The organism is Ensifer oleiphilus, from assembly GCF_013371465.1.
GTDB lineage: Bacteria > Pseudomonadota > Alphaproteobacteria > Rhizobiales > Rhizobiaceae > Ensifer > Ensifer oleiphilus.
The window spans coordinates 1042464-1061634 of record NZ_JABWDU010000001.1; the positions used below are offsets into that span (position 1 = coordinate 1042464).

At 62.3% G+C, this 19171-nt stretch carries 13 protein-coding genes; 5 read left to right on the forward strand and 8 right to left on the reverse strand.

What is annotated here, in order from left to right:
• Nucleotides 1-95: 95 nt before the first annotated feature.
• Genes HT585_RS05055 through HT585_RS05065 form a run of 3 tightly spaced genes read left to right on the forward strand, consistent with a single transcriptional unit; the run spans nucleotide 96 to nucleotide 5191 of the window.
• Nucleotides 96-797 carry a response regulator transcription factor gene (locus HT585_RS05055; protein WP_176351879.1) on the forward strand — a complete coding sequence of 234 codons (702 nt, stop codon included), beginning with the start codon at nucleotides 96-98 and terminating at the stop codon, nucleotides 795-797.
• Nucleotides 794-2200 (forward strand): sensor histidine kinase, encoded by a 1407-nt coding sequence (locus HT585_RS05060; RefSeq protein WP_176351880.1) that lies wholly within the window; start codon nucleotides 794-796, stop codon nucleotides 2198-2200. Before HT585_RS05055 ends, HT585_RS05060 begins: the two co-directional genes overlap by 4 nt.
• Before the next feature lie 33 nt (nucleotides 2201-2233).
• On the forward strand, nucleotides 2234-5191 hold the full coding sequence (locus HT585_RS05065; RefSeq protein WP_176351881.1) for a bifunctional [glutamine synthetase] adenylyltransferase/[glutamine synthetase]-adenylyl-L-tyrosine phosphorylase: 2958 nt from the start codon (nucleotides 2234-2236) through the stop codon (nucleotides 5189-5191).
• Here HT585_RS05065 and HT585_RS05070 read toward each other — a convergent pair.
• Together HT585_RS05070 and pepN are read right to left on the reverse strand one after the other, a co-directional pair.
• On the reverse strand, nucleotides 5170-7530 hold the full coding sequence (locus HT585_RS05070; protein ID WP_176351882.1) for a PAS domain-containing sensor histidine kinase: 2361 nt from the start codon (nucleotides 7528-7530) through the stop codon (nucleotides 5170-5172). The genes HT585_RS05065 and HT585_RS05070 overlap by 22 nt on opposite strands.
• Before the next feature lie 184 nt (nucleotides 7531-7714).
• Complete coding sequence (gene pepN, locus HT585_RS05075; RefSeq protein ID WP_176351883.1) at nucleotides 7715-10363, reverse strand: aminopeptidase N; 2649 nt, start codon at nucleotides 10361-10363, stop codon at nucleotides 7715-7717.
• 421 nt (nucleotides 10364-10784) lie between these two features.
• Here pepN and HT585_RS05080 point away from each other — a divergent pair, with 421 nt between their 5' ends.
• Nucleotides 10785-11723, forward strand: coding sequence for a DMT family transporter (locus HT585_RS05080; RefSeq protein ID WP_176351884.1), 939 nt, complete (start codon nucleotides 10785-10787; stop codon nucleotides 11721-11723).
• A gap of 9 nt (nucleotides 11724-11732) precedes the next feature.
• Here HT585_RS05080 and HT585_RS05085 read toward each other — a convergent pair whose 3' ends face one another.
• From HT585_RS05085 to HT585_RS05105, 5 genes are all read right to left on the reverse strand, one after another.
• A complete protein-coding gene (locus HT585_RS05085; protein ID WP_176351885.1) occupies nucleotides 11733-13025 on the reverse strand; it encodes an MFS transporter in 1293 nt (430 codons plus the stop codon).
• Between the two features lie 212 nt (nucleotides 13026-13237).
• A complete protein-coding gene (locus HT585_RS05090; RefSeq protein ID WP_176351886.1) occupies nucleotides 13238-13393 on the reverse strand; it encodes a hypothetical protein in 156 nt (51 codons plus the stop codon).
• A 66-nt stretch (nucleotides 13394-13459) separates the two neighbouring features.
• Complete coding sequence (locus HT585_RS05095) at nucleotides 13460-13636, reverse strand: hypothetical protein (RefSeq protein WP_112807130.1); 177 nt, start codon at nucleotides 13634-13636, stop codon at nucleotides 13460-13462.
• 142 nt (nucleotides 13637-13778) lie between these two features.
• Nucleotides 13779-14672 (reverse strand): uracil-DNA glycosylase, encoded by an 894-nt coding sequence (locus HT585_RS05100; protein ID WP_176351887.1) that lies wholly within the window; start codon nucleotides 14670-14672, stop codon nucleotides 13779-13781.
• 41 nt (nucleotides 14673-14713) lie between these two features.
• Nucleotides 14714-16012 carry an Hsp70 family protein gene (locus HT585_RS05105; protein ID WP_176351888.1) on the reverse strand — a complete coding sequence of 433 codons (1299 nt, stop codon included), beginning with the start codon at nucleotides 16010-16012 and terminating at the stop codon, nucleotides 14714-14716.
• Nucleotides 16013-16494: 482 nt separating this feature from the next.
• Here HT585_RS05105 and HT585_RS05110 point away from each other — a divergent pair, with 482 nt between their 5' ends.
• Nucleotides 16495-18159 carry an electron transfer flavoprotein-ubiquinone oxidoreductase gene (locus tag HT585_RS05110; RefSeq protein WP_176351889.1) on the forward strand — a complete coding sequence of 555 codons (1665 nt, stop codon included), beginning with the start codon at nucleotides 16495-16497 and terminating at the stop codon, nucleotides 18157-18159.
• Between the two features lie 89 nt (nucleotides 18160-18248).
• On the opposite strand, the gene HT585_RS05115 is transcribed toward HT585_RS05110, so the two are convergent.
• Entirely contained in the window at nucleotides 18249-19148 is a 900-nt protein-coding gene (locus tag HT585_RS05115) for an alpha/beta fold hydrolase (protein ID WP_176351890.1), read from the reverse strand.
• Nucleotides 19149-19171: the final 23 nt, after the last annotated feature.

The following is a 19171-nucleotide window of genomic DNA, read 5'->3' on the forward strand; positions in this document are numbered from 1 at the left end:
GCGATTTCGCGGCGCTCGCCGTTTGGGGCGAAGTGATCGCCATTCCGGTTATCAGAAAACTCGAAACCGGTTGAGACAGACAGAGGTCCGGGACTATGGTCACGCGTATGAAGATTCTTATCATTGAAGACGATATCGAGGCTGCTGCCTATCTCGCAAAGGCGTTCCGGGAAGCGGGCATTGTCTGCGACCATGCGAGCGACGGCGAAAGCGGTCTCTTCATGGCCAGCGAAAACAGCTACGATGTTCTCGTCGTTGACCGCATGTTGCCGCGCCGCGATGGCCTGTCGGTCATCACTGAGCTGCGCGGCAAGGGTATTCACACGCCGGTGCTCATCCTGTCGGCGCTCGGACAGGTCGATGATCGGGTGACTGGTCTTCGTGCCGGCGGTGACGACTATCTGCCGAAACCCTATGCCTTCAACGAGCTTCTCGCGCGCGTCGAAGTGCTTGGCCGCCGCAAGGGCGCGCCGGATCAGGACATGGTCTACCGGGTCGGCGATCTCGAGCTTGACCGCCTTTCGCACTCGGTTCGTCGCCAGGGCAAGGAAATCCCGCTGCAGCCGCGCGAGTTCCGGCTGCTCGAATATCTGATGAAGAATGCCGGCCAGGTCGTGACCAGAACCATGCTGCTCGAAAACGTCTGGGACTATCACTTCGATCCGCAGACCAATGTCATCGACGTGCACGTTTCGCGGCTGCGCTCGAAGATCGAGAAGGACTTTGACCTGCCGCTGCTTCGGACCGTGCGCGGCGCCGGCTATATGATCAAGGATGACCGGACCGCCAGCGCATGAGCAAGCTCGGCGTCCTGTTCCGGACGACAGCCGTCCGGTTGTCCGCGCTTTACCTCATCCTCTTTTCGCTCTGCGCCGCCTTTCTGGTCTTTTACGTCACCGGCATGTCCGAGCGTCTGTTGCAGCAGCAGACACGCGACGCGGTGACCGCCGAGGTGACGCAGATCGAGCAGGTCTATACTCGCGCCGGGATCAATGGTCTCTTGCGCTCGCTTGAGAGACGCGCGCGCCAGCCTGGTGCCAATCTCTATGTAATCGCCGGGCCGAGCGGCGAAATCCTTGCCGGCAATGTGGCGAGCCTTGAGCCAGGCCTTCTCGATCGCGAAGGCTGGACGGAGAAGCCGTTCGCCTATCAGCGCTATACCGACGAGAGCCGCAAGGACAGCCACGTGGCGCTCGCCCACGTGCTGATGCTCGACAACGGTCTTCGCATCCTCGTCGGCCGTGACCTTCAGGAACCGCAGAAGTTCCGTGCCCTGGTGCGCCAGGCGTTGATGGTGGCGCTCGGCATTATGGGCCTTGGCGCGCTTATTATCTGGTTTGCCATCGGCCGCAATGCGCTGAAGCGCATCGACCGCATGTCGGAGGCGAGCACCAAGATCATGGCGGGCGACCTGTCGCAGCGTCTGCCGACGAGCGGCTCCGGCGACGAATTCGACCGGCTTTCCGAATCATTGAACGCAATGCTCGGGCGCATCGAGAAGCTGAACGAAGGCCTGCGCCAGGTCTCGGACAACATCGCCCACGACTTGAAGACGCCGCTGACGCGGCTGCGCAACAAGGCGGAAGCGGCCCTGGCGCGCAAGGGCACAAGTCAGCGCGGTGCGCTTGAAGAAATCATCGGCGAGTCGGACCAGCTGATCCGCACCTTCAATGCGCTTCTGATGATTTCGCGTGTCGAAGCGGGCTCGGCCGCCGCCGAGATGAGCGAGGTCGACCTTTCGCAGATCGTGTCGGACTGCGTTGAGCTCTATGAGCCGGTCGCGGAAGATGTCGGCCTGCGGCTCGAAGCGGATGTCGCGCCGGGCATGGTCATTTCCGGCAACCGCGAGCTTGTCGGCCAGGCGCTCGGCAACCTCCTGGACAACGCAATCAAGTACGCTGAAGGCGGCGCCGATCCGCTGATCAAGGTCTCGCTCGGCAGGCGCGATGGCAAGGTCGTTCTTTCGGTTGCCGACCACGGCCCGGGCGTTCCCGAAGACAAGCGCGAGGAAGTCGTCAAGCGGTTCGTCCGGTTGGACGAGAGCCGTTCCAAGCCGGGTACCGGCCTCGGACTGTCGCTTGTGGAGGCCGTGATGGAGATGCACCATGGCGCATTGAATCTGGCCGCAACCGATCCTGAGGGCGGCGATAACGGCAAGGGACTGACGGTACATATGGTTTTCCCGGCGTCCGCGACCTGATAGACCGGTTTGCGGAGAACAGGGGGAAACGGCATGCAGGACACGATGGCAGGGCACTGGTGGGGCATGGAGACGGCGCCGATCAAACCGGCAAGCCAGGCCGACGCCAAATCCGCGCTGTCGGTGCTGAAGGACATGGCCAAGGGGCATGACCAGATCAGCCGACTGCTAGCGTCCGAAACACCGTTCAAGGCCTTTATCGTCTCTGCCTTTGCCTTGTCGCCGTTCCTGCGCGACACCGGCGGCAGCCAGCCCGGCATACTCGAACAGATCCTGACCGAACCGCTGCAAGAATTTCTGACCGAGCGGGTTCGGCGGGCTCGGGACGCCTGGGTGCCGGCTGAGCCGGGCGTCGCGTTGCCCGATACCGAGGTCATGACGCGACTTCGAAAGGCCAAGCGAGAGCTTGCTTTTGCCGTAGCGCTGGCGGACCTCTCCCGGCATTTCGATGGTCGCGAGACGACGCGCTGGCTGAGCGAATTTGCCGGTGCCGCGGTTTCTGCAACGATCGATCATCTGTTGCTGAGCGGCCATCAAGCCGGCAAGCTTGCACTCAAGGACGTCACTGCGCCAAGCGCCGGCTCCGGCGTCGTCGTTCTCGGCATGGGCAAGCTCGGCGCCTTCGAGCTCAACTACTCCTCCGACATCGATCTCGTGGTGTTCTACGATCCGCAGTCCGGCATCGTCGTCGATCGCGATGACGCCTCAGAGACCTTCGGCCGGTTGCTGCGACGCCTCATTCGCATCCTCCAGGAGCGCACTGGCGACGGCTACGTCTTTCGCACCGACTTGCGCCTGCGCCCGGATCCCGGCTCGACACCACTCGCGATCCCGGTCGAGGCGGCCATGCTCTATTACGAAAGCAGGGGGCAGAACTGGGAGCGCGCCGCCTTCATCAAGGCGCGTCCCGTTGCCGGGGACGTCGCTGCCGGCGATGCATTTTTGAAGGAACTGACGCCGTTCGTCTTCCGCAAGTATCTCGACTACGCGGCAATCTCCGACATCCATTCGATCAAACGGCAGATCCACGCGCACAAGGGTCACGGCGAGATTGCGGTGAAAGGTCACAATATCAAGCTCGGTCGTGGCGGCATCCGCGAGATCGAGTTCTTCGTTCAGACCCAGCAGCTGATCGCCGGCGGGCGCATGCCCGAGCTGCGGCTGAAGGCGACGGAGCCGATGCTGCATGCGCTGGTCAAGGCCGGCTGGATCGACGAGACGACGGCGGACGAACTGGTCGAAGCCTACTGGTTCCTGCGCGATGTCGAACACCGGATCCAGATGGTGCGCGACGAACAGACTCATGTCTTGCCGGAGACCGAGGCTGAGTTGAAGCGCATCGCCTTCATGCTCGGTTTCGAGGATACGGCCAGCTTTTCCAAGGCGCTGTCCAAGGTCCTGCGCACAGTCGAGCGGCGCTACGCCCAGCTCTTCGAGCAGGAGGCGAAGCTTTCGAGCGAGACCGGCAACCTCGTCTTCACCGGCCAGCGCGACGATCCCGATACGCTCGAGACCCTAAGGAAACTCGGTTTCCAGCGGCCGTCCGACATCTCGCACACGATCCGCACTTGGCATTACGGCCGCTACCGCGCGACGCAGTCGGTGGAGGCGCGCGAGCGGCTGACGGAACTGACGCCGCAGCTCCTGCGCGTTTTCGGCGAGAGCCGGCGGGCCGATGAGGCGCTCCTGCGTTTCGATCACTTCATTTCAGGCCTGCCGGCCGGCATCCAGCTGTTTTCGCTGCTCGGCAACAATCCGCGGCTCCTGTCGCTGATCGTCAACATTATGTCCTCGGCGCCGCGGCTGGCCGAGATCATCGCGGCGCGGCCGCATGTGTTTGACGGCATGCTCGATCCCGGCCTCCTGGCGGAGTTGCCGACCAGGGACTATCTGGCGCCGCGCATCGCCAACTTCGTTGCCGGCGCCCGTCACTATGAAGAAGTGCTCGACCGTCTGCGCATCATCGCTGCAGAACAGCGTTTCCTGATCGGCATTCGCCTGCTGACCGGTTCTATCTCTGGCGCCCAGGCGGGCCGCGCCTTTACCGATCTTGCCGACCTGATCATCGCTGCGGCGGTGGACGCGGTGCTTGCAGAGGTGCGCTCGGTCCACGGTGATTTTCCGGGTGGGCGCATTGTCGTCGTCGGTATGGGGAAGCTCGGCAGTCACGAACTGACGGCGGGCTCCGACGTCGACCTGATCCTGCTCTACGACTATGACGACGCCGCCGCGGAATCGGACGGCGGCAAGCCGCTCGATCCGACGCGCTACTTCACCCGGCTGACCCAGCGCCTGATCGCAGCGCTCTCGGCGCCGACGGCCGAGGGCGTGCTCTATGAGGTCGACATGCGGCTCCGGCCCTCCGGCAACAAGGGCCCGGTCGCCACCCGCATCAACGCCTTTGCCAAGTATCAGCGCGAAGAGGCCTGGACCTGGGAGCATCTGGCGTTGACCCGGGCGCGCTGCATCTGCGGTGACGACAGCCTGAAGAAACAAGCCGACGCCATCTTCGCCGAAGTGCTCGGCCAGAAGCGCGATGTCGCCAAGATCAGCGCCGACGTGATTTCGATGCGCGAGATGATCGACAGCGAGAAGCCGCCAAGCGACATCTGGGATTTCAAGCTAATCCCCGGCGGTCTCGTCGATATCGAGTTCATCGCCCAGTATCTGGCGCTGATCGCACCCGCCAAGGGCGTACCACCGCTTGCAGCCGGCGCTCACACGGCCGATGCCCTGAAGGTGCTTGGCGGCGCGATGATGAATCCGAACGATGTCGATACCACGATGGAGGCGCTGAGCCTCTTCACCGAGCTGTCGCAGATCGTGCGGCTGTGCATCGAGGGAGAGTTCGACCCCAAGGAAGCGCCGGCCGGCCTCGTCGACCTTGTCTGCCGGGCGGGTGACTATCCCGACCTGAAGACGCTGGAGGCCGATATCAAGCGGCTGTCGAAGTCTGTCAGGCGTATTTTTCAGTCGGTGGTTTCGGCGTAGGGCTGTGGGTCGCTGTTGCGATCTGGCATGCGCAGAGAAATGATGGTGCCGACATTCTCGGCGGAATGGATCTTCATCGTTCCGCCGTGAAGGCGCGTCAAAGAGCGCGAGATCGCCAGTCCGAGGCCGGAGCCGCCCTTGCTCTTGGCGTACTGGCTCTGCACCTGCTCGAAAGGCTGGCCGATCTTCTGCAGGGCGTCGCGCGGTATGCCGATGCCGGAGTCTGCAATCGTCAGCGTCACCGCGCCGGTGACCTTGCGGGCGCGCAACGAAATGCGCCCGCCTTCATTGGTGAACTTGACCGCGTTCGACAGGAGATTGAGCAACACCTGCTTCATCGCCCGTCGATCCGCGACCACGGTCAGGCCCGAAGCGATATGCTGCACGACATGGATGTTCTTCTGCTGCGCCGGGATTGTGGTGAAACGTATCGTCTCCTCAATCAGCGGTGCGAGATCGATCGTCTCGCGGCTGATGCGCATGTGACCGGCTTCGATCTTCGACATGTCGAGGATGTCGTTGATGACGTTCAAGAGGTGTTTACCGCTCTCGTGGATGTCGCGCGAGTACTCGTCATACTTCTCCGAGCCGAGCGGTCCGAACATCTGGGTCTGCAGGATTTCGGAAAAACCGAGAATGGCGTTGAGCGGCGTCCTCAGCTCATGGGACATGTTGGCCAGGAATTCCGACTTGGCGCGGTTTGCTGCCTCGGCCCGCTCTTTTTCTGCCTGGTAGTTGGCGTTGGCGATCGACAGTTCGGTCTTCTGTCGTTCCAGGGTCATCCGCGAAGCCGAGAGATCGCCGATTGTCGCCATCAGCCGGCGCTCGGATTCGCGCAGCCGCACCTGGTGGCGCTTCAGAAGCGTGATGTCGGTGCCAACAGAAACGAGACCGCCGTCGCGCGTGCGCCGTTCGTTGATCTGCAGCCAGCGCTCGTCGGCAAGCTGCACCTCGGTCGTCTGAGAATGGTTGCTTCGATCCGGATCCGCGATGCGGCGCTCCACCACCGGGCGGGCTGCTGCCGCATGAACGGCGATGCGCTCCGTGCCCGGCACCAGCACATGGTCCGGCAGCTTGTAGGCTTCCTGATAGTGCGTGTTGCACATGACCAGCCGATCCTGCTTGTCCCAGAGCACGAAGGCCTCGGACGTGCATTCGATGGCATCGGCCAGGCGCTGGTCGGCTTCCGCATAGCGCTGCGCCAACCGATGCTGTTCGGTGACGTCCATGGCAATGCCGATGAGATGGGCGCGGCCGGACACAGTTCGAATGATCTCGGCGCGGGCGCGCAGCCAGACATAGTGGCCGTCCGCATGGCGCATGCGGAACACCTGGTCGATCTGGCGCACATCGCCGCGGGCGATCGTACGGGCAACGCCGTAGATGCCGCGATCGTCGGGATGCATCAGCCTTGCGGCATCGCCGAAGGAAAGCACGCTGCTTTCGCCGGGCATCCCCAGCATTTCATACATCGATCGCGACCAGAACAGCCGACGGTTGGCAAGATCGAAATCCCACAGACCACATCGGCCGCGCGACAGCGCGGTCTCCACCCGCAGGTTGGATTCGACAAACACCGAGTCGGCGTCGCGAGCACGCTTGGCCTGGATGTAGTAGGCGTAAAGCACCACCAGGAGGATCGCCGAAATGCCGGCAAACAGCGTCACGTTCAGCGAAACCTCGTCGCGCCACGCCGTTTCCAGCTGGGTGACCGGCGTTGCCGCCAGGATGACGCCCGCTGCTTCGGGCAACTGCGCGAGCGCGACGATATGGTCGATGCCGTCGATCGCCGTCTTCATGACGCTGGAATGCTCGCCGTAATACTGCAGCGTGGCGATATCGGGTGCGACAGAGGCAAGCGTCCGACCGATCAGCGGCACGCCATCCGGCGTGCTTGCGAAGATCCGGCCGTCCTTGCGCACGGTGAGAAGGAACATGCCGGGATCGAGCATGGCCGCGGGCAAATACTGCGTCAGACGCTGCTCGGCATCAAAACGGCGGCCCTCGTCGAACAGCGTCATGCCATCGGCCTGAAATGCTGCGACAGCGGTGGCGGCTGCGAGCCCGACGGTCTGGCGTGAGCTGTCCTCCATCCGGCTGTGCTCGTCCATGATGCCGGACATGCGTGACACGGCGACGATGATCAGGAACGCGATGATGAGGATCGGGATGGAACGCTTGAGAATAGGCTCAGCACTCGCCAGACGCTGCGACGTCGGCTCGGCGAAAATCTTCGCCTGCGAGATGAACTCGCGGTCCAGGCTGCCAAAGCCTGGAAACCTGAGTCGCAACCGCCCGTCGGCTGCGCTCGCTGGTCGCGCGTCCGCCATCTTACCCAATGTGTAACCCTCTGATGATTCGCCGCGCCGCTCGCCCGAATCTGACTCAATGAATCACAGGGCGATTCGCCTTGTCCAGAGGAAAGGGTAAAGATTTCTTAACCATTTCTTATCGTTGGAAAATAATAGGCCGGGTCGCACAAGCGGCCCGGCCCCTCGATAGCAGCTGTTTTTCCCAGGCTTTTCAGGCCTTGAGCATACGCTCGACGATGTCGCTGACATCGGCTGAAAGCTTGGTTGCGCTTGCAATTTCCTTCAACGCATTGCGGGCGTGGCCGGCGCGCACGTCTTCGAGCGAGCGCCAGGAACGCATCGAGGTCAGGATGCGCGCTGCGAGTTGCGGGTTGCGCGGATCGATGTCGAGGATCTGCTTGGCGAGGAAACGATAACCCTCGCCGTCGGCGCGGTTGAAGCCTGTCGGATTGGCGAAGGCATAGCTGCCAACGAGCGACCGCACGCGGTTCGGGTTGTTGCCATTGAAAAGCGGCTCCGTCATCAGGGTCTTGATGCGATCGAGCGTGCCGGCGCCCGGGATCGTCGCCTGAACCGCAAACCACTTGTCGATGACGAGCGCATTGTCGGCAAACCGCTGACGGAACGTCGCCAGCGCTTGCGCCGTCTCGGTTGCGTCCGGGAACCGGTGCGCAAGCAGTGCCAGCGCATGGCTGAGGTCGGTCATGTTGTCGGCGGCCGCGAAGGCTTCGGCCGCCCGCGCCGGCTTGTCTTCGCCATGGACGAGATAGGTGAGGGCGGCATTGCGCAGAGCGCGGCGTCCCGCACTTTCCGCGTCCGGGCTGAAGGCAGCCTTTGAGGCCATTTCGTCCGCAAGCCGAAGGAAGGTCTCGCGACCGGCAACGGCGATCGCCTTGAGGACCTGCTGCCGGGCGGCATGGATAGCGTCAGGATCGTTGTCGGCGCCGATCTCGCGGGCGATGTCGGCTTCGCTCGGCAGCGACAGCGCCTGCGAGCGGAATGCCGGCTCCAGCCTGTCGTCGGCGGCCGCGCCGATAAGGCCATCGATGAGGGCTCTTTCGACAGTGACGGATTTGCCAGCACGAACGTCGGCCGTCGCTGATACCAGATTGGCAAGCGCAATGGCGTTGAGGGCCTGCCAGCGAGCGAAGAGATCGCTCTCGTGCCGGGCGATCAGCGCCAGATCGTCGTCGGACTGCTCGATATGCAGGTTGATCGGGGCAGAAAAGCCGCGGTTGAACGATGGAACCGGGCGCGAGGTGATGCCGGAGAACACCACCGTCTGCTTGCGCTCCGTGAGATGGAGCACGTCGCCGGTGATATCGGCGCCCGACACGCTCGAAAGGTCGGCTTCCGCACCGTTATCGAGCAGCAGGCCCATGCGCAACGGAATATGCATCGGCTCCTTGGCGCTCTGCCCCGGCGTCGGCGGCAGGGTCTGTTCGAGCGACAGAGTGAAGGTCTGCTTGGCGGCGTCATAGGCGCCGGAGGCGGTCACCAGCGGTGTTCCCGCCTGGTGATACCAGAGCGAAAACTGGCCGAGATCGCGGCCGCTGACCTCAGCGAAGCAGGCGACGAAATCCTCGATCGTAACTGCCTGGCCGTCGTGGCGGTCGAAGTAGAGGTCCATGCCCTTCTTGAACAGGTCGCGACCCAGAAGGGTGGCGAGCATCCGGGTGACCTCGGAGCCCTTCTCATAGACGGTTGTCGTGTAGAAGTTATTGATTTCGCGGTATTTGGTCGGCCGGACCGGATGGGCGAGGGGGCCTGCATCCTCCGGGAACTGTTCCGATTTCAGGTGCCGGACCTCGGCAATGCGCTTGACGGCGCGCGAGCGCATGTCGGCGGAAAATTCGTGGTCGCGATAAACCGTCAGGCCTTCCTTGAGGCAGAGCTGGAACCAGTCGCGGCAGGTGATGCGGTTGCCGGTCCAGTTGTGGAAGTATTCGTGGGCGATGATCGCTTCGATGTTGGCGTAGTCGGCGTCCGTCGCCGTTTCCGGGTCGGCCAGCACGTACTTGTCGTTGAAGACGTTAAGGCCCTTGTTCTCCATGGCGCCCATGTTGAAGTCGGAGACAGCGACGATCATGAAGATATCGAGATCGTATTCGCGGCCGAAGACCTCCTCGTCCCACTTCATCGAGCGTTTCAGCGCATCCATGGCGTAGGACGCGCGCGGCTCCTTGCCATGTTCGACGTAGATCTTCAGCGCGACTTCGCGGCCGGACAGCGTGGTGAACGTGTCTTCGACCACGCCGAGATCGCCGGCAACCAGCGCGAAGAGATAGCTGGGCTTCGGGTGCGGATCGAACCAGGCGGCAAAGTGCCGGCCGTCGCCCATGTCGGCGCCGCCGAGATAGTTGCCGTTGGAGAGCAGCAGCGGAGCGGATTTCTTGTCGGCGATGATGTTGACCGTATAGACGGCAAGAACATCGGGACGATCCGGGAAGTAGGTGATGCGGCGGAAGCCTTCCGCCTCGCACTGCGTGCAATAGACGCTGTTGGTGCGGTAGAGACCCATCAGCTTGGTGTTGGTCTCGGGCGAGAGCATCGTGGTGATGGTCACTTCGAACGGTGCGGTCTCGGGCAGGCCGCGGATCGTCAGCGTGTCGTCTGTCACGTCGTAGAGGGCCGCTGCAAGCTCTTCCTGGTCGACGAGCAGGCCAGTCATGACGAGTTCGTCGCCGTCGAGCACCAGGGGAGCCGATGCGTCCACGCCTTCCCGCCTGTGCAGGATCAGCCGCGCTTCGACCTTCGTTTCCTTCGGGTCGAGTTCGAAGGTCAGATCCACTCTTTCAAGAACGAAGTCGGTCGGCCGGTAGTCTTCCAGATGAATGATCTGGCCAGTATTTGTCCGCATGGTCAGTCCCGCTCGCGCCTTGCTACTGGTGGATTTGTAGAGGGCGCTTGTGATGGTGAAAAGGCCAAAGGGCGAAAAGCCGGATATGCCACACGATTGTGATGCCGGCGACCGCACTTCCGGCAGAAAAGACATGGTGTCCGGTATTCTTCCCGCTCCCTTATCGCTTTGACGTGTATCGAAGTGGGACTAACAAGAAATAAACCGGAAAGGTTTTTTTCGACCTCGCTAAAGAAATCTTTGCGGTTGCCGCAACGACTGCGAATTCATCAAGAAAAAACACAAGTCATCAAGAAGTTTGATCCGACTTTCGCGGGCAGCACGGCTACAGTGACACGGTTCTCCGGTGAGCTCCTCACCCAAATCTCCCAAACTGTCGCCGCTGCGGTCCTTGCCCGCGCAGGCCCGAAAAGTGCTTTCCATGGATGCCGAAGTCGAAAACCCGATGAAAGGGATCCTGCTCAAGGTCCTTTCGGTCGTCATTTTCGTTTGCATGTCGACCCTGATCAAGGCCGCGGGAACCGATATCGCCACCGGCCAGATCACCTTCTATCGATCCGCCTTCGCCATGGTGCCGATCCTCGGTTATCTCGCCTTTCGCGGGCAGTTGCGCGATGCTTTCAAGACGAAGGATATTGGTAGCCACATCGCACGCGGCTTCGTCGGCATCCTGGCGATGAGTTTCGGATTTTACGGTCTTGTGCATTTGCCGCTGCCCGAAGCCATCGCCATCGGCTATGCGATGCCGTTGATCGCGGTTGCCTTTGCCGCGATCTTTCTCGGCGAGACCGTCCGGCTCTACCGCTGGTCTGCTGTCGTCATCGGCCTGGTCGGCGTCATGATCATCACCTGGCCGCGGCTGACGCTGTTTCGCGATGGTGGTCTGGGATCATCCGAGGCGCTCGGGGCGGCGGCGGTCCTGCTTTCGGCGGCCCTCGGCGCGATCGCCATGGTGCTGGTGCGCAAGCTGGTAAAGGCCGAGCGCACCCACACGATCGTGCTCTACTTCTCGCTCTCAGCCTCGGTCTTTTCTCTGGCCACCCTGCCGTTCGGCTGGCCGAGCATCTCGCAGGAGGCGTTCCTCTTGCTGATGGTCGCCGGTTTTTGCGGCGGCGTGGCGCAGCTCCTGTTGACCGAAAGTTACCGCCATGCGGACATGTCGACGATCGCGCCGTTCGAATACACGTCGATCGTGCTCGGCCTGATCATCGGCTACTTTCTATTCGAAGACATTCCAACGGGAACGATGCTGATCGGCACCGCCATCGTCGTCGGCGCCGGCATCTTCATCATCCTGCGCGAACATCGTCTTGGATTGGAGCGCAAGGGCGCGCGCAAGCACGTCACGCCGCAGGGCTGACGCTCGCGCCTATTCAGGCTGGCGTTCCCAGGCCGGCACCGTGTCGTCCGCGATCAGCCCGTCCTGCGATGCCTGCTGCGCGGTCGGGCTTGTGACGTCTGGTCCCGGTGTCGGCACCACCGTGGTCGCCTGGAAGTCGGTCTTGGCGACCAGTCCCTCGTGCTGGCCGCGCCGCAGGATGCGCCAGGCGGCATAACCTCCATAGAGAGCGAAGTAGAACGCAAGCACGATGAACAGGGCGGCCGGTCCGAAACGGTCCATCACGGGCCCGACCATTAGCGGGCCGGAGATCGTGCCAAGGCCGTAGGTGATCATCAGGCCTGAGGAGATCTCGACATATTCGTCCGGTTTGGCGAGGTCGTTGGCATGCGCGACGTTGAGCGCATAGATCGGGAACAGCACCGAGCCGACGAAGGCGGCGATGACATAGAGCACCGTCGGGCTGCTGCCGATGGACGCGGACATCACCAGGCAGGAGATCACGCCGACAATGCCGCAGCCGGCCATGACAATGCGCCGGTCGATGCGATCGGAGGCGCGGCCGATCGGGATCTGCGAAATGGCACTGCCGGTCAAAAGCGACGCCAGCAAGGTGGCGCCTTCGGCCGTCGACAGGCCGATTTTCTGTGTGAACACGCCGCCGAGGTTGAGCCAGGCGCCCGAAAGGGCGCCTGCGAGAAAGCCGCCGACCACGGCCACCGGCGAGCGGCGAAACAGCCCGGGAATGTCGAACCGCGCCTGTGCCGGTGGTGCCGGCATCGGCGACGAGGACAGCGCCGTCGGCAGCAGCGCCAATGAGAACAGCACGCCGCACAGGATGAAGAGCGACGTGTTGGTCGGGTCTCCGAGCGGCACCATGTATTGCCCGCCGATGGTGCCGACCATCGTGGTGATCAGGTAGAGCGAAAACAGCATGCCGCGGTTCTCGTTGGTTACCCTTTCGTTGAGCCAGCTTTCGATGACGAGATAGCTGCCGGAAATGGCAAAGCCGGAGATGGCGCGAAAGACGATCCAGAGACGCCAGTCGACGACAAGGCCGCACAGCAGGATGGCAATCGAAAGCAGGGTGATCAGTGCGGTGAAGACGCGGACATGGCCGACACGCAACACGAACTTCGGCGTAATGATGCAGGAGAGCGTGAAGCCGACCGTGTAGCCGGTGGCAATGACCGAAACCGTCAGTGTCGACCAGTTCTCGGCGACGGATCGGACCGGGATGACATAGCTCTGAAGACCGAAGGCCACCATCATCAACAGGGTGGACAACATCAGGCTGAGGACGGAAGCGAGACTGGCCAGCATCGGCGCTCCTGAAAACAAATACGCGCCGAGTTGACCAACCGGATGGCTGGCAACGAAGGCGCGATGTGGAGCGAGGGCAGTCAGGCGGTGATGCCGGATGGACCGATCGCTTCAAACTCGAAACGAGTGTGGCTCTATCCAGTTTTCAAGGCGCTGTCGATTGCGACAGCCGATAGCAAAAAGACGGTAACGGTCCGTCCCCCGTGGCGCTATCAGTTCGGCAACAGCGGGCTGATTGCCGAGCGATGGGCGCGGCGGGCGTCCTTGGTCGTGCTGAGCGCGGTGAATTCCCGCGAGGCACGAACGGCTGTGCCGATATCGGCGATCGAATCGAACAGGACCCTGAGGCTTGCGATGGGCTTCGTCATGATCGTGTTCCTTGGTCTTTGCGTCGTCTCATTCACGCGGGCACGCCTCGGCGCACCGCGTGGGGATCAGCGCTGGATGAAGTCGGCGAAAAGCTGCGACGGACGCGTGGTCCGGGCAAGGCCGATTGCAGTCATCTGCTCGTTGGCTGCCGTGCCGAAACGGTTGAACGGCGTCCGCAGAGCAGCGCCCGTGTGACGGAGCGTCTCGAAGCTGCTGTGGATCGGGCGAAAGCGGGCAGTCATGGTTCTTGTTCCTTATTCCATTCCTCCCGTTCCGATATATTGCGCTGCAACATGGATTTTGCAATGCATCAGAACGCTGCGCAGATATGCGCAAACCGCATGGCTTTCTTCACACTTTGTTCATGAAAGGGGAGGCCGGCCGTCAGCCGTTGATACGGGCCTTGAAGGCAAGCATATCCTGCCAGGCAAAACGCTTGTTGATCGGCGCTGACACCAGGTCCTGCGGGTGCAGGGTCGCAAGGGTTTGGACCGTGTGTCCGCCCATCTGCAGGTCGCGCCATTCGCCGCGCAGATGGTGGATGGTATCGCTGCCCCCGAAGAAGAAGCGCGCTGTGAAATTGCCGAGCAGCAACAGGTGCTTGGGCTCGGCGAGCGCAACCTGGCGCTCGATGAAGGGGCGGCAGATATCGGCTTCGCGCGCGGTCGGCACGCGGTTGCCAGGCGGGCGCCACGGCACGACATTGCTGAGCAGGACGCCCTCGCGCGACAATCCGATGCCGGCGAGCATGCGGTTGAGCATGTCGCCAAGCCGGCCCGAGAAGGGCTGGCCGTCGCGATCGTCGTCCGCATAGGGCATGGGACCGACGATCATGACGCCGTTCGACGGGTCGCCTTCTGCAAAGACGAGATTGCGGGCGCTGTTTCTGAGATTGCAGCCGACGAAGCCTTCCATGGCGAGCCGCAGCTCGGCAAGCGAGCGTGCCGATTCGGCGGCAAACTGCGCTTCCTTGACGGCCTGGGCATCCGGAATGGCGACCGCCGGGGCATTTGCGGTGGGCGCAGGCGCGCGGGATTCGCGGGCGTGGCCACCGGCTGCGCTGGCCGGTTGCCGCGTTGGAGGCGCAGCCTCCGAACGGGCCGGCGGCTGGCTCGCACTCGCCTGCTGGCGCGATTCGGATCGCGCGGCCTTCATCGCCTCGAACTCGGCCAAGCGATCGACCGGCTCCTCCTCCATCAACCACTCGACGCCCGCATCCGCATGGAAGGCGAGCAGGGCGGCGAGTTGGCCGGGGGAGAGGTTGTCGGCAGAGATCATGGGCGCCAACCTAGCACGTCAGAAAAGTCGGTCCAATGGCTTCATGCCGCATTCGCGGTCCAGTGGCCGATATCGTCATGCTCGCCGATCAGCGCCAGACCGTGGGCGATCGACAGCAGTTCCCCGCCGCTTTCGATCCGGTCCTTTTCGAAGCGGCGCTCGAACAGGTTGCGCACGGCGGGCACGAACGAAGTGCCGCCGGTGAGAAACACCTTGTCGATGCTTTCAGGCGGCGTCTCCGTCGTCGTCAGGACTTCGTCGAGCGCCTCTTCGATGCGGGCAAGCTCAGGGGCGATCCAGGTTTCGAAATCGGCGCGGCGCACGGTTCGGCGCGACATCTCGCCGAGCGGCGAGAAGTAGAACTCGGTCTCCTCCTCCTTCGACAGGCGCATCTTCGTTGCGGAGATCGCCTGGTAGAGCGGGTAACCCTCGTCATGCTCGATCAGGTCAACGAAGGCCTCGAGCTTTTCCGGCTCCAGGCTCTGTCGCACCAGCTTCTTCAATTCCGTGAAGTCTTTCAACGTCTTGAAGATGGAAAGCTGATTCCAGCGGCCGAAATTCGCATAGTAGTTCGACGGCACTTCAAGCAGCTTGTCGAAGCTCTTGAACAGACTCCCCTTTCCAATGAGCGGCGAGATCACATTGTCGATGATGCGGAAGTCGAAATGATCGCCGGCGATGCCCACGCCCGAGTGACCGATCGGCGTCGCCGTCAGCCGTCCCGCCTTGGTCTCGAACCGGATCAGCGAATAGTCGGTGGTGCCGCCGCCGAAGTCGGCCACCAGCACCGTGGCGTCACGCTTGAGGTTCTGGGCAAAATAGAATGCCGCCGCCACCGGCTCGTAGACATAATGGATCTCGGGAAAGCCGAACTCGGCAAGGGCAGCGCTGTAGCGCTCGAGCGCCAATGCCGGGTCGGGGCTGGAACCTGCGAAGCGAACGGGCCTTCCGACGACGATGCGGCTGTATTGGCTCGCCCAATCGTCGCCGGCATAATCCTTCAGCTTCGTCAGGAACACCCGCATCAGGTCTTCGAAACTGTGGCGCTTGGCATAGATCTGCGTGCCCTGGAACAGTGGGCTTGCGGCGAAGGTCTTGATCGACTGCAGGAAGCGACAGTCGCCGGGGTTGTCGATGAACGAGCGGATGGCCGCCTGTCCGGCTTCCACCTTCAACGCTGACGCGCCGAGGTTCGCATCCTTCATGAAGGAGAGTGCCGTGCGCATCGCGTCGGTGCTGCCCGCCAGGCTGTCGAAATTCATCGAATGGGTGGTGTCGCCTGCCGAAACAGCGAGGACCGAGTTGGTGGTGCCGAAATCGAAGCCCAGTGCTCTGGCCATTTGATGTCTCCTGACGTCTTGTGTCTTTGGTGTCGTTGCGCCATGCCCTGTCCAGGGCTGCGCAAAGCGACACGGCTTTTTTCCGTACGCCGTTTTCAAGGCTCTTGCCGGGGAGGTCGGCGACGCCTGGAATGCAGCGAAAGGCATGCCGTTCCGGCGCCGTGGGCGCCTTGCCGAAATGCCGGTTGCGGTTGGGATTGCCGGCGTCTTCCGCCGGAAAGTCGAATGACCGGCCTCGTGACATGGCTATTCGGCAAAAGCAAGGCTGCAAGCCCGGCAGCCCACAATGACATCGGCAAAATGACATGTTTACGTTTACGTTCACGTCATATAGACATTTGTGCTAAACTCATGACCTCATGCGCAAAAGCGGGCATCGTCTGTCGCATCCCGGCTCGACAAGCCAAACGGCATTTGCCATGACGAGATGATATGGCCTGGGAACTGAGCTGGCAGAAGACCGGCGGGACTGGAGAAACGGAATGAGCGAGCGACAAGAGCTACCCGAGCGCGAGAGCATGGAGTTCGACGTGGTGATCGTCGGCGCGGGGCCCGCGGGTCTTTCAGCCGCGATCCGATTGAAGCAGATCAATCCCGAGCTTTCCGTGGTGGTTCTGGAAAAGGGCGCCGAAGTCGGCGCGCATATCCTGTCGGGCGCCGTCGTCGATCCCATCGGCATCGACCGGCTTTTGCCAGGCTGGCGCGACGAGGCGGATCATCCGTTCAAGACAGAAGTCAAGGACGATCATTTCCTGCTGCTCGGCCCCGCGGGCTCGATCCGCCTGCCGAACTTCGCCATGCCGCCCTTGATGAACAATCACGGCAACTACATCGTCTCGCTCGGCAATGTCTGTCGCTGGCTTGCCGGCCATGCCGAAGCGCTCGGCGTCGAGATCTATCCGGGCTTTGCCGCAACCGAAGTGCTCTATAACGACGAAGGCGCTGTGATCGGTGTCGCCACCGGCGACATGGGCATCGAGCGGAGCGGCGAACCGGGCCCGAACTTCGCCCGCGGCATGTCGCTCCTCGGCAAATACACGCTGATCGGCGAGGGCGTGCGCGGCTCGCTCGCCAAGCAGCTGATCTCGAAATTCGATCTCTCCAAAGACCGCGACGTTCCGAAATTCGGCATCGGCCTCAAGGAGCTCTGGCAGGTCAAGCCGGAGAACCACAAGCCGGGTCTGGTGCAGCATTCGTTCGGCTGGCCGCTCGGCATGAAGACGGGCGGCGGCTCGTTCCTCTACCATCTTGAAGACAACATGGTCGCCGTCGGTTTCGTCGTGCACCTCAACTACAAGAACCCCTATCTCTTCCCGTTCGAGGAGTTCCAGCGCTTCAAGACCCATCCGGCCATCCGCAGCACCTTCGAGGGCGGCAAGCGGCTGTCCTACGGCGCCCGCGCCATCACCGAGGGTGGCTACCAGTCGGTGCCGAAGCTGTCGTTCCCCGGTGGCGCACTGATCGGCTGTTCGGCCGGCCTCGTCAACGTGCCGCGCATCAAGGGCAGCCACAATGCGGTGCTGTCGGGCATGCTGGCGGCCGACAAGCTGGCGGAAGCGATCGCATCCGGTCGGGCCAACGACGAGCCGGTCGAGATCGAGAACGAATGGCGCCAGACCGACATCGGCAAGGATCTGAAGCGCGTCAGGAACGTCAAGCCGCTGTGGTCGAAGTTCGGTACGGCGCTCGGCGTGGCGCTCGGCGGCTTGGACATGTGGACCAACCAGCTTTTCGGTTTGTCGCTGTTTGGCACGCTGAAGCACGGCAAGACCGATGCGCAGAGCCTGGAGCCGGCAGCTCAACACAAGAAGATCGATTACCCGAAGCCCGATGGCGTGCTGACCTTCGATCGTCTGTCCTCGGTGTTCCTGTCGAACACCAACCACGAGGAAGACCAGCCGATCCACCTGCAGGTGAAGAACCCGGAGCTGCAGAAGACGTCGGAACTCGACGTCTTTGCCGGCCCGTCGACGCGCTACTGTCCCGCCGGGGTCTATGAGTGGGTGGAGAAGGACGGCAAGCCTGTCTTCGTCATCAACGCGCAGAACTGCGTGCACTGCAAGACCTGCGACATCAAGGACCCGAACCAGAACATCAACTGGGTGCCGCCCCAGGGTGGCGAAGGGCCGGTCTACCCCAACATGTAAGCATGGATTTTCGCGCGACTGTGCGAAACTCAACCTCGGAACAACAAGCATCTGGAGGCGCCGCGCACTTGCACGGCGCCTTTTTCATGTCAATTGCGCGCCGATATCCGATCGACGAACTCGGCAATCAGCGGCGCGATCTCGGGCAGGCGCTCCTCAAGAGCGAAATGCCCGGTATCGAACAGATGAAGCTCTGCGTCCGCCACATCAACCAGAAAGGCGCGGGCACCGGCTTCGGTGAAGAACGGATCATTGCGCCCCCACGTGATGAGGACAGGCGGACGAGCGTCGCGCAACCACTGCTGCCATTCCGGATAGCGTGTCAGATTGCTCTTGTAGTCGAAGGCGAGATCGATCTGCGGCTGGCGACGATCCGGCCGGTCGAGGAAATGCTGGTCCATCATCCAGCCGTCAGGTGCGACCAGTTCCGGATCGGATGTGCCGCCTTCATATTGCGCGCGCGTCATCTCCAGCGACAGCAACTGCCGGATCTGATCTGTTGCGCCGTCATCTTCAGGCCTGAGCGCGATGAAATCGCGCGCCGCGTCCGAAAGACCTTCGTAGTAGGCATTGCCGTTCTGGACGATCAGCCCGGCGATCAGCTCAGGGCGCCGGCTTGCCAGCCGGAAGCCGACCGGTGCGCCGAAATCGAAGGCATAGAGGAAGAAGTGCCGGAGCGAGAGGGTATCGACAAAACCTTCGATCAGGTCGGCGAGACGATCGAAGCTGTAGACGAAACTGCCGCCTTCGTTCGTCGAGGTGGGTGCATCGCTGTGGCCGAAGCCCGGATAATCCGGTGCGATCAGGCGATAATGGCCGCCAAGCACATCCATCAATCGACGGTATTGATGGGAGGAAGACGGAAACCCGTGCAGCAGGAGCAGGGTCGGCGCATCCTCATTCCCCGGCGCGCTTTCCCGGTAGAAGATCTTGACGCCGTCAACGACCGCAAAGCGATGACGAAGGACGGGGACGCTGATCGCACGCATTCAACACTCCTGTTTTTAAAACT

Excerpts from the sequence above, each read along its gene's own strand:
- HT585_RS05080 (WP_176351884.1), top strand. The coding sequence starts at position 10,785 with ATGGATGCCGAAGTCGAAAACCCGATGAAAGGGATCCTGCTCAAGGTC.
- HT585_RS05090 (WP_176351886.1), bottom strand. The coding sequence starts at position 13,393 with ATGACGAAGCCCATCGCAAGCCTCAGGGTCCTGTTCGATTCGATCGCC.
- HT585_RS05065 (WP_176351881.1), top strand. The coding sequence starts at position 2,234 with ATGCAGGACACGATGGCAGGGCACTGGTGGGGCATGGAGACGGCGCCG.
- HT585_RS05085 (WP_176351885.1), bottom strand. The coding sequence starts at position 13,025 with ATGCTGGCCAGTCTCGCTTCCGTCCTCAGCCTGATGTTGTCCACCCTG.
- HT585_RS05060 (WP_176351880.1), top strand. The coding sequence starts at position 794 with ATGAGCAAGCTCGGCGTCCTGTTCCGGACGACAGCCGTCCGGTTGTCC.
- HT585_RS05095 (WP_112807130.1), bottom strand. The coding sequence starts at position 13,636 with ATGACTGCCCGCTTTCGCCCGATCCACAGCAGCTTCGAGACGCTCCGT.
- HT585_RS05115 (WP_176351890.1), bottom strand. The coding sequence starts at position 19,148 with ATGCGTGCGATCAGCGTCCCCGTCCTTCGTCATCGCTTTGCGGTCGTT.
- HT585_RS05100 (WP_176351887.1), bottom strand. The coding sequence starts at position 14,672 with ATGATCTCTGCCGACAACCTCTCCCCCGGCCAACTCGCCGCCCTGCTC.
- HT585_RS05110 (WP_176351889.1), top strand. The coding sequence starts at position 16,495 with ATGAGCGAGCGACAAGAGCTACCCGAGCGCGAGAGCATGGAGTTCGAC.
- pepN (WP_176351883.1), bottom strand. The coding sequence starts at position 10,363 with ATGCGGACAAATACTGGCCAGATCATTCATCTGGAAGACTACCGGCCG.
- HT585_RS05055 (WP_176351879.1), top strand. The coding sequence starts at position 96 with ATGGTCACGCGTATGAAGATTCTTATCATTGAAGACGATATCGAGGCT.
- HT585_RS05105 (WP_176351888.1), bottom strand. The coding sequence starts at position 16,012 with ATGGCCAGAGCACTGGGCTTCGATTTCGGCACCACCAACTCGGTCCTC.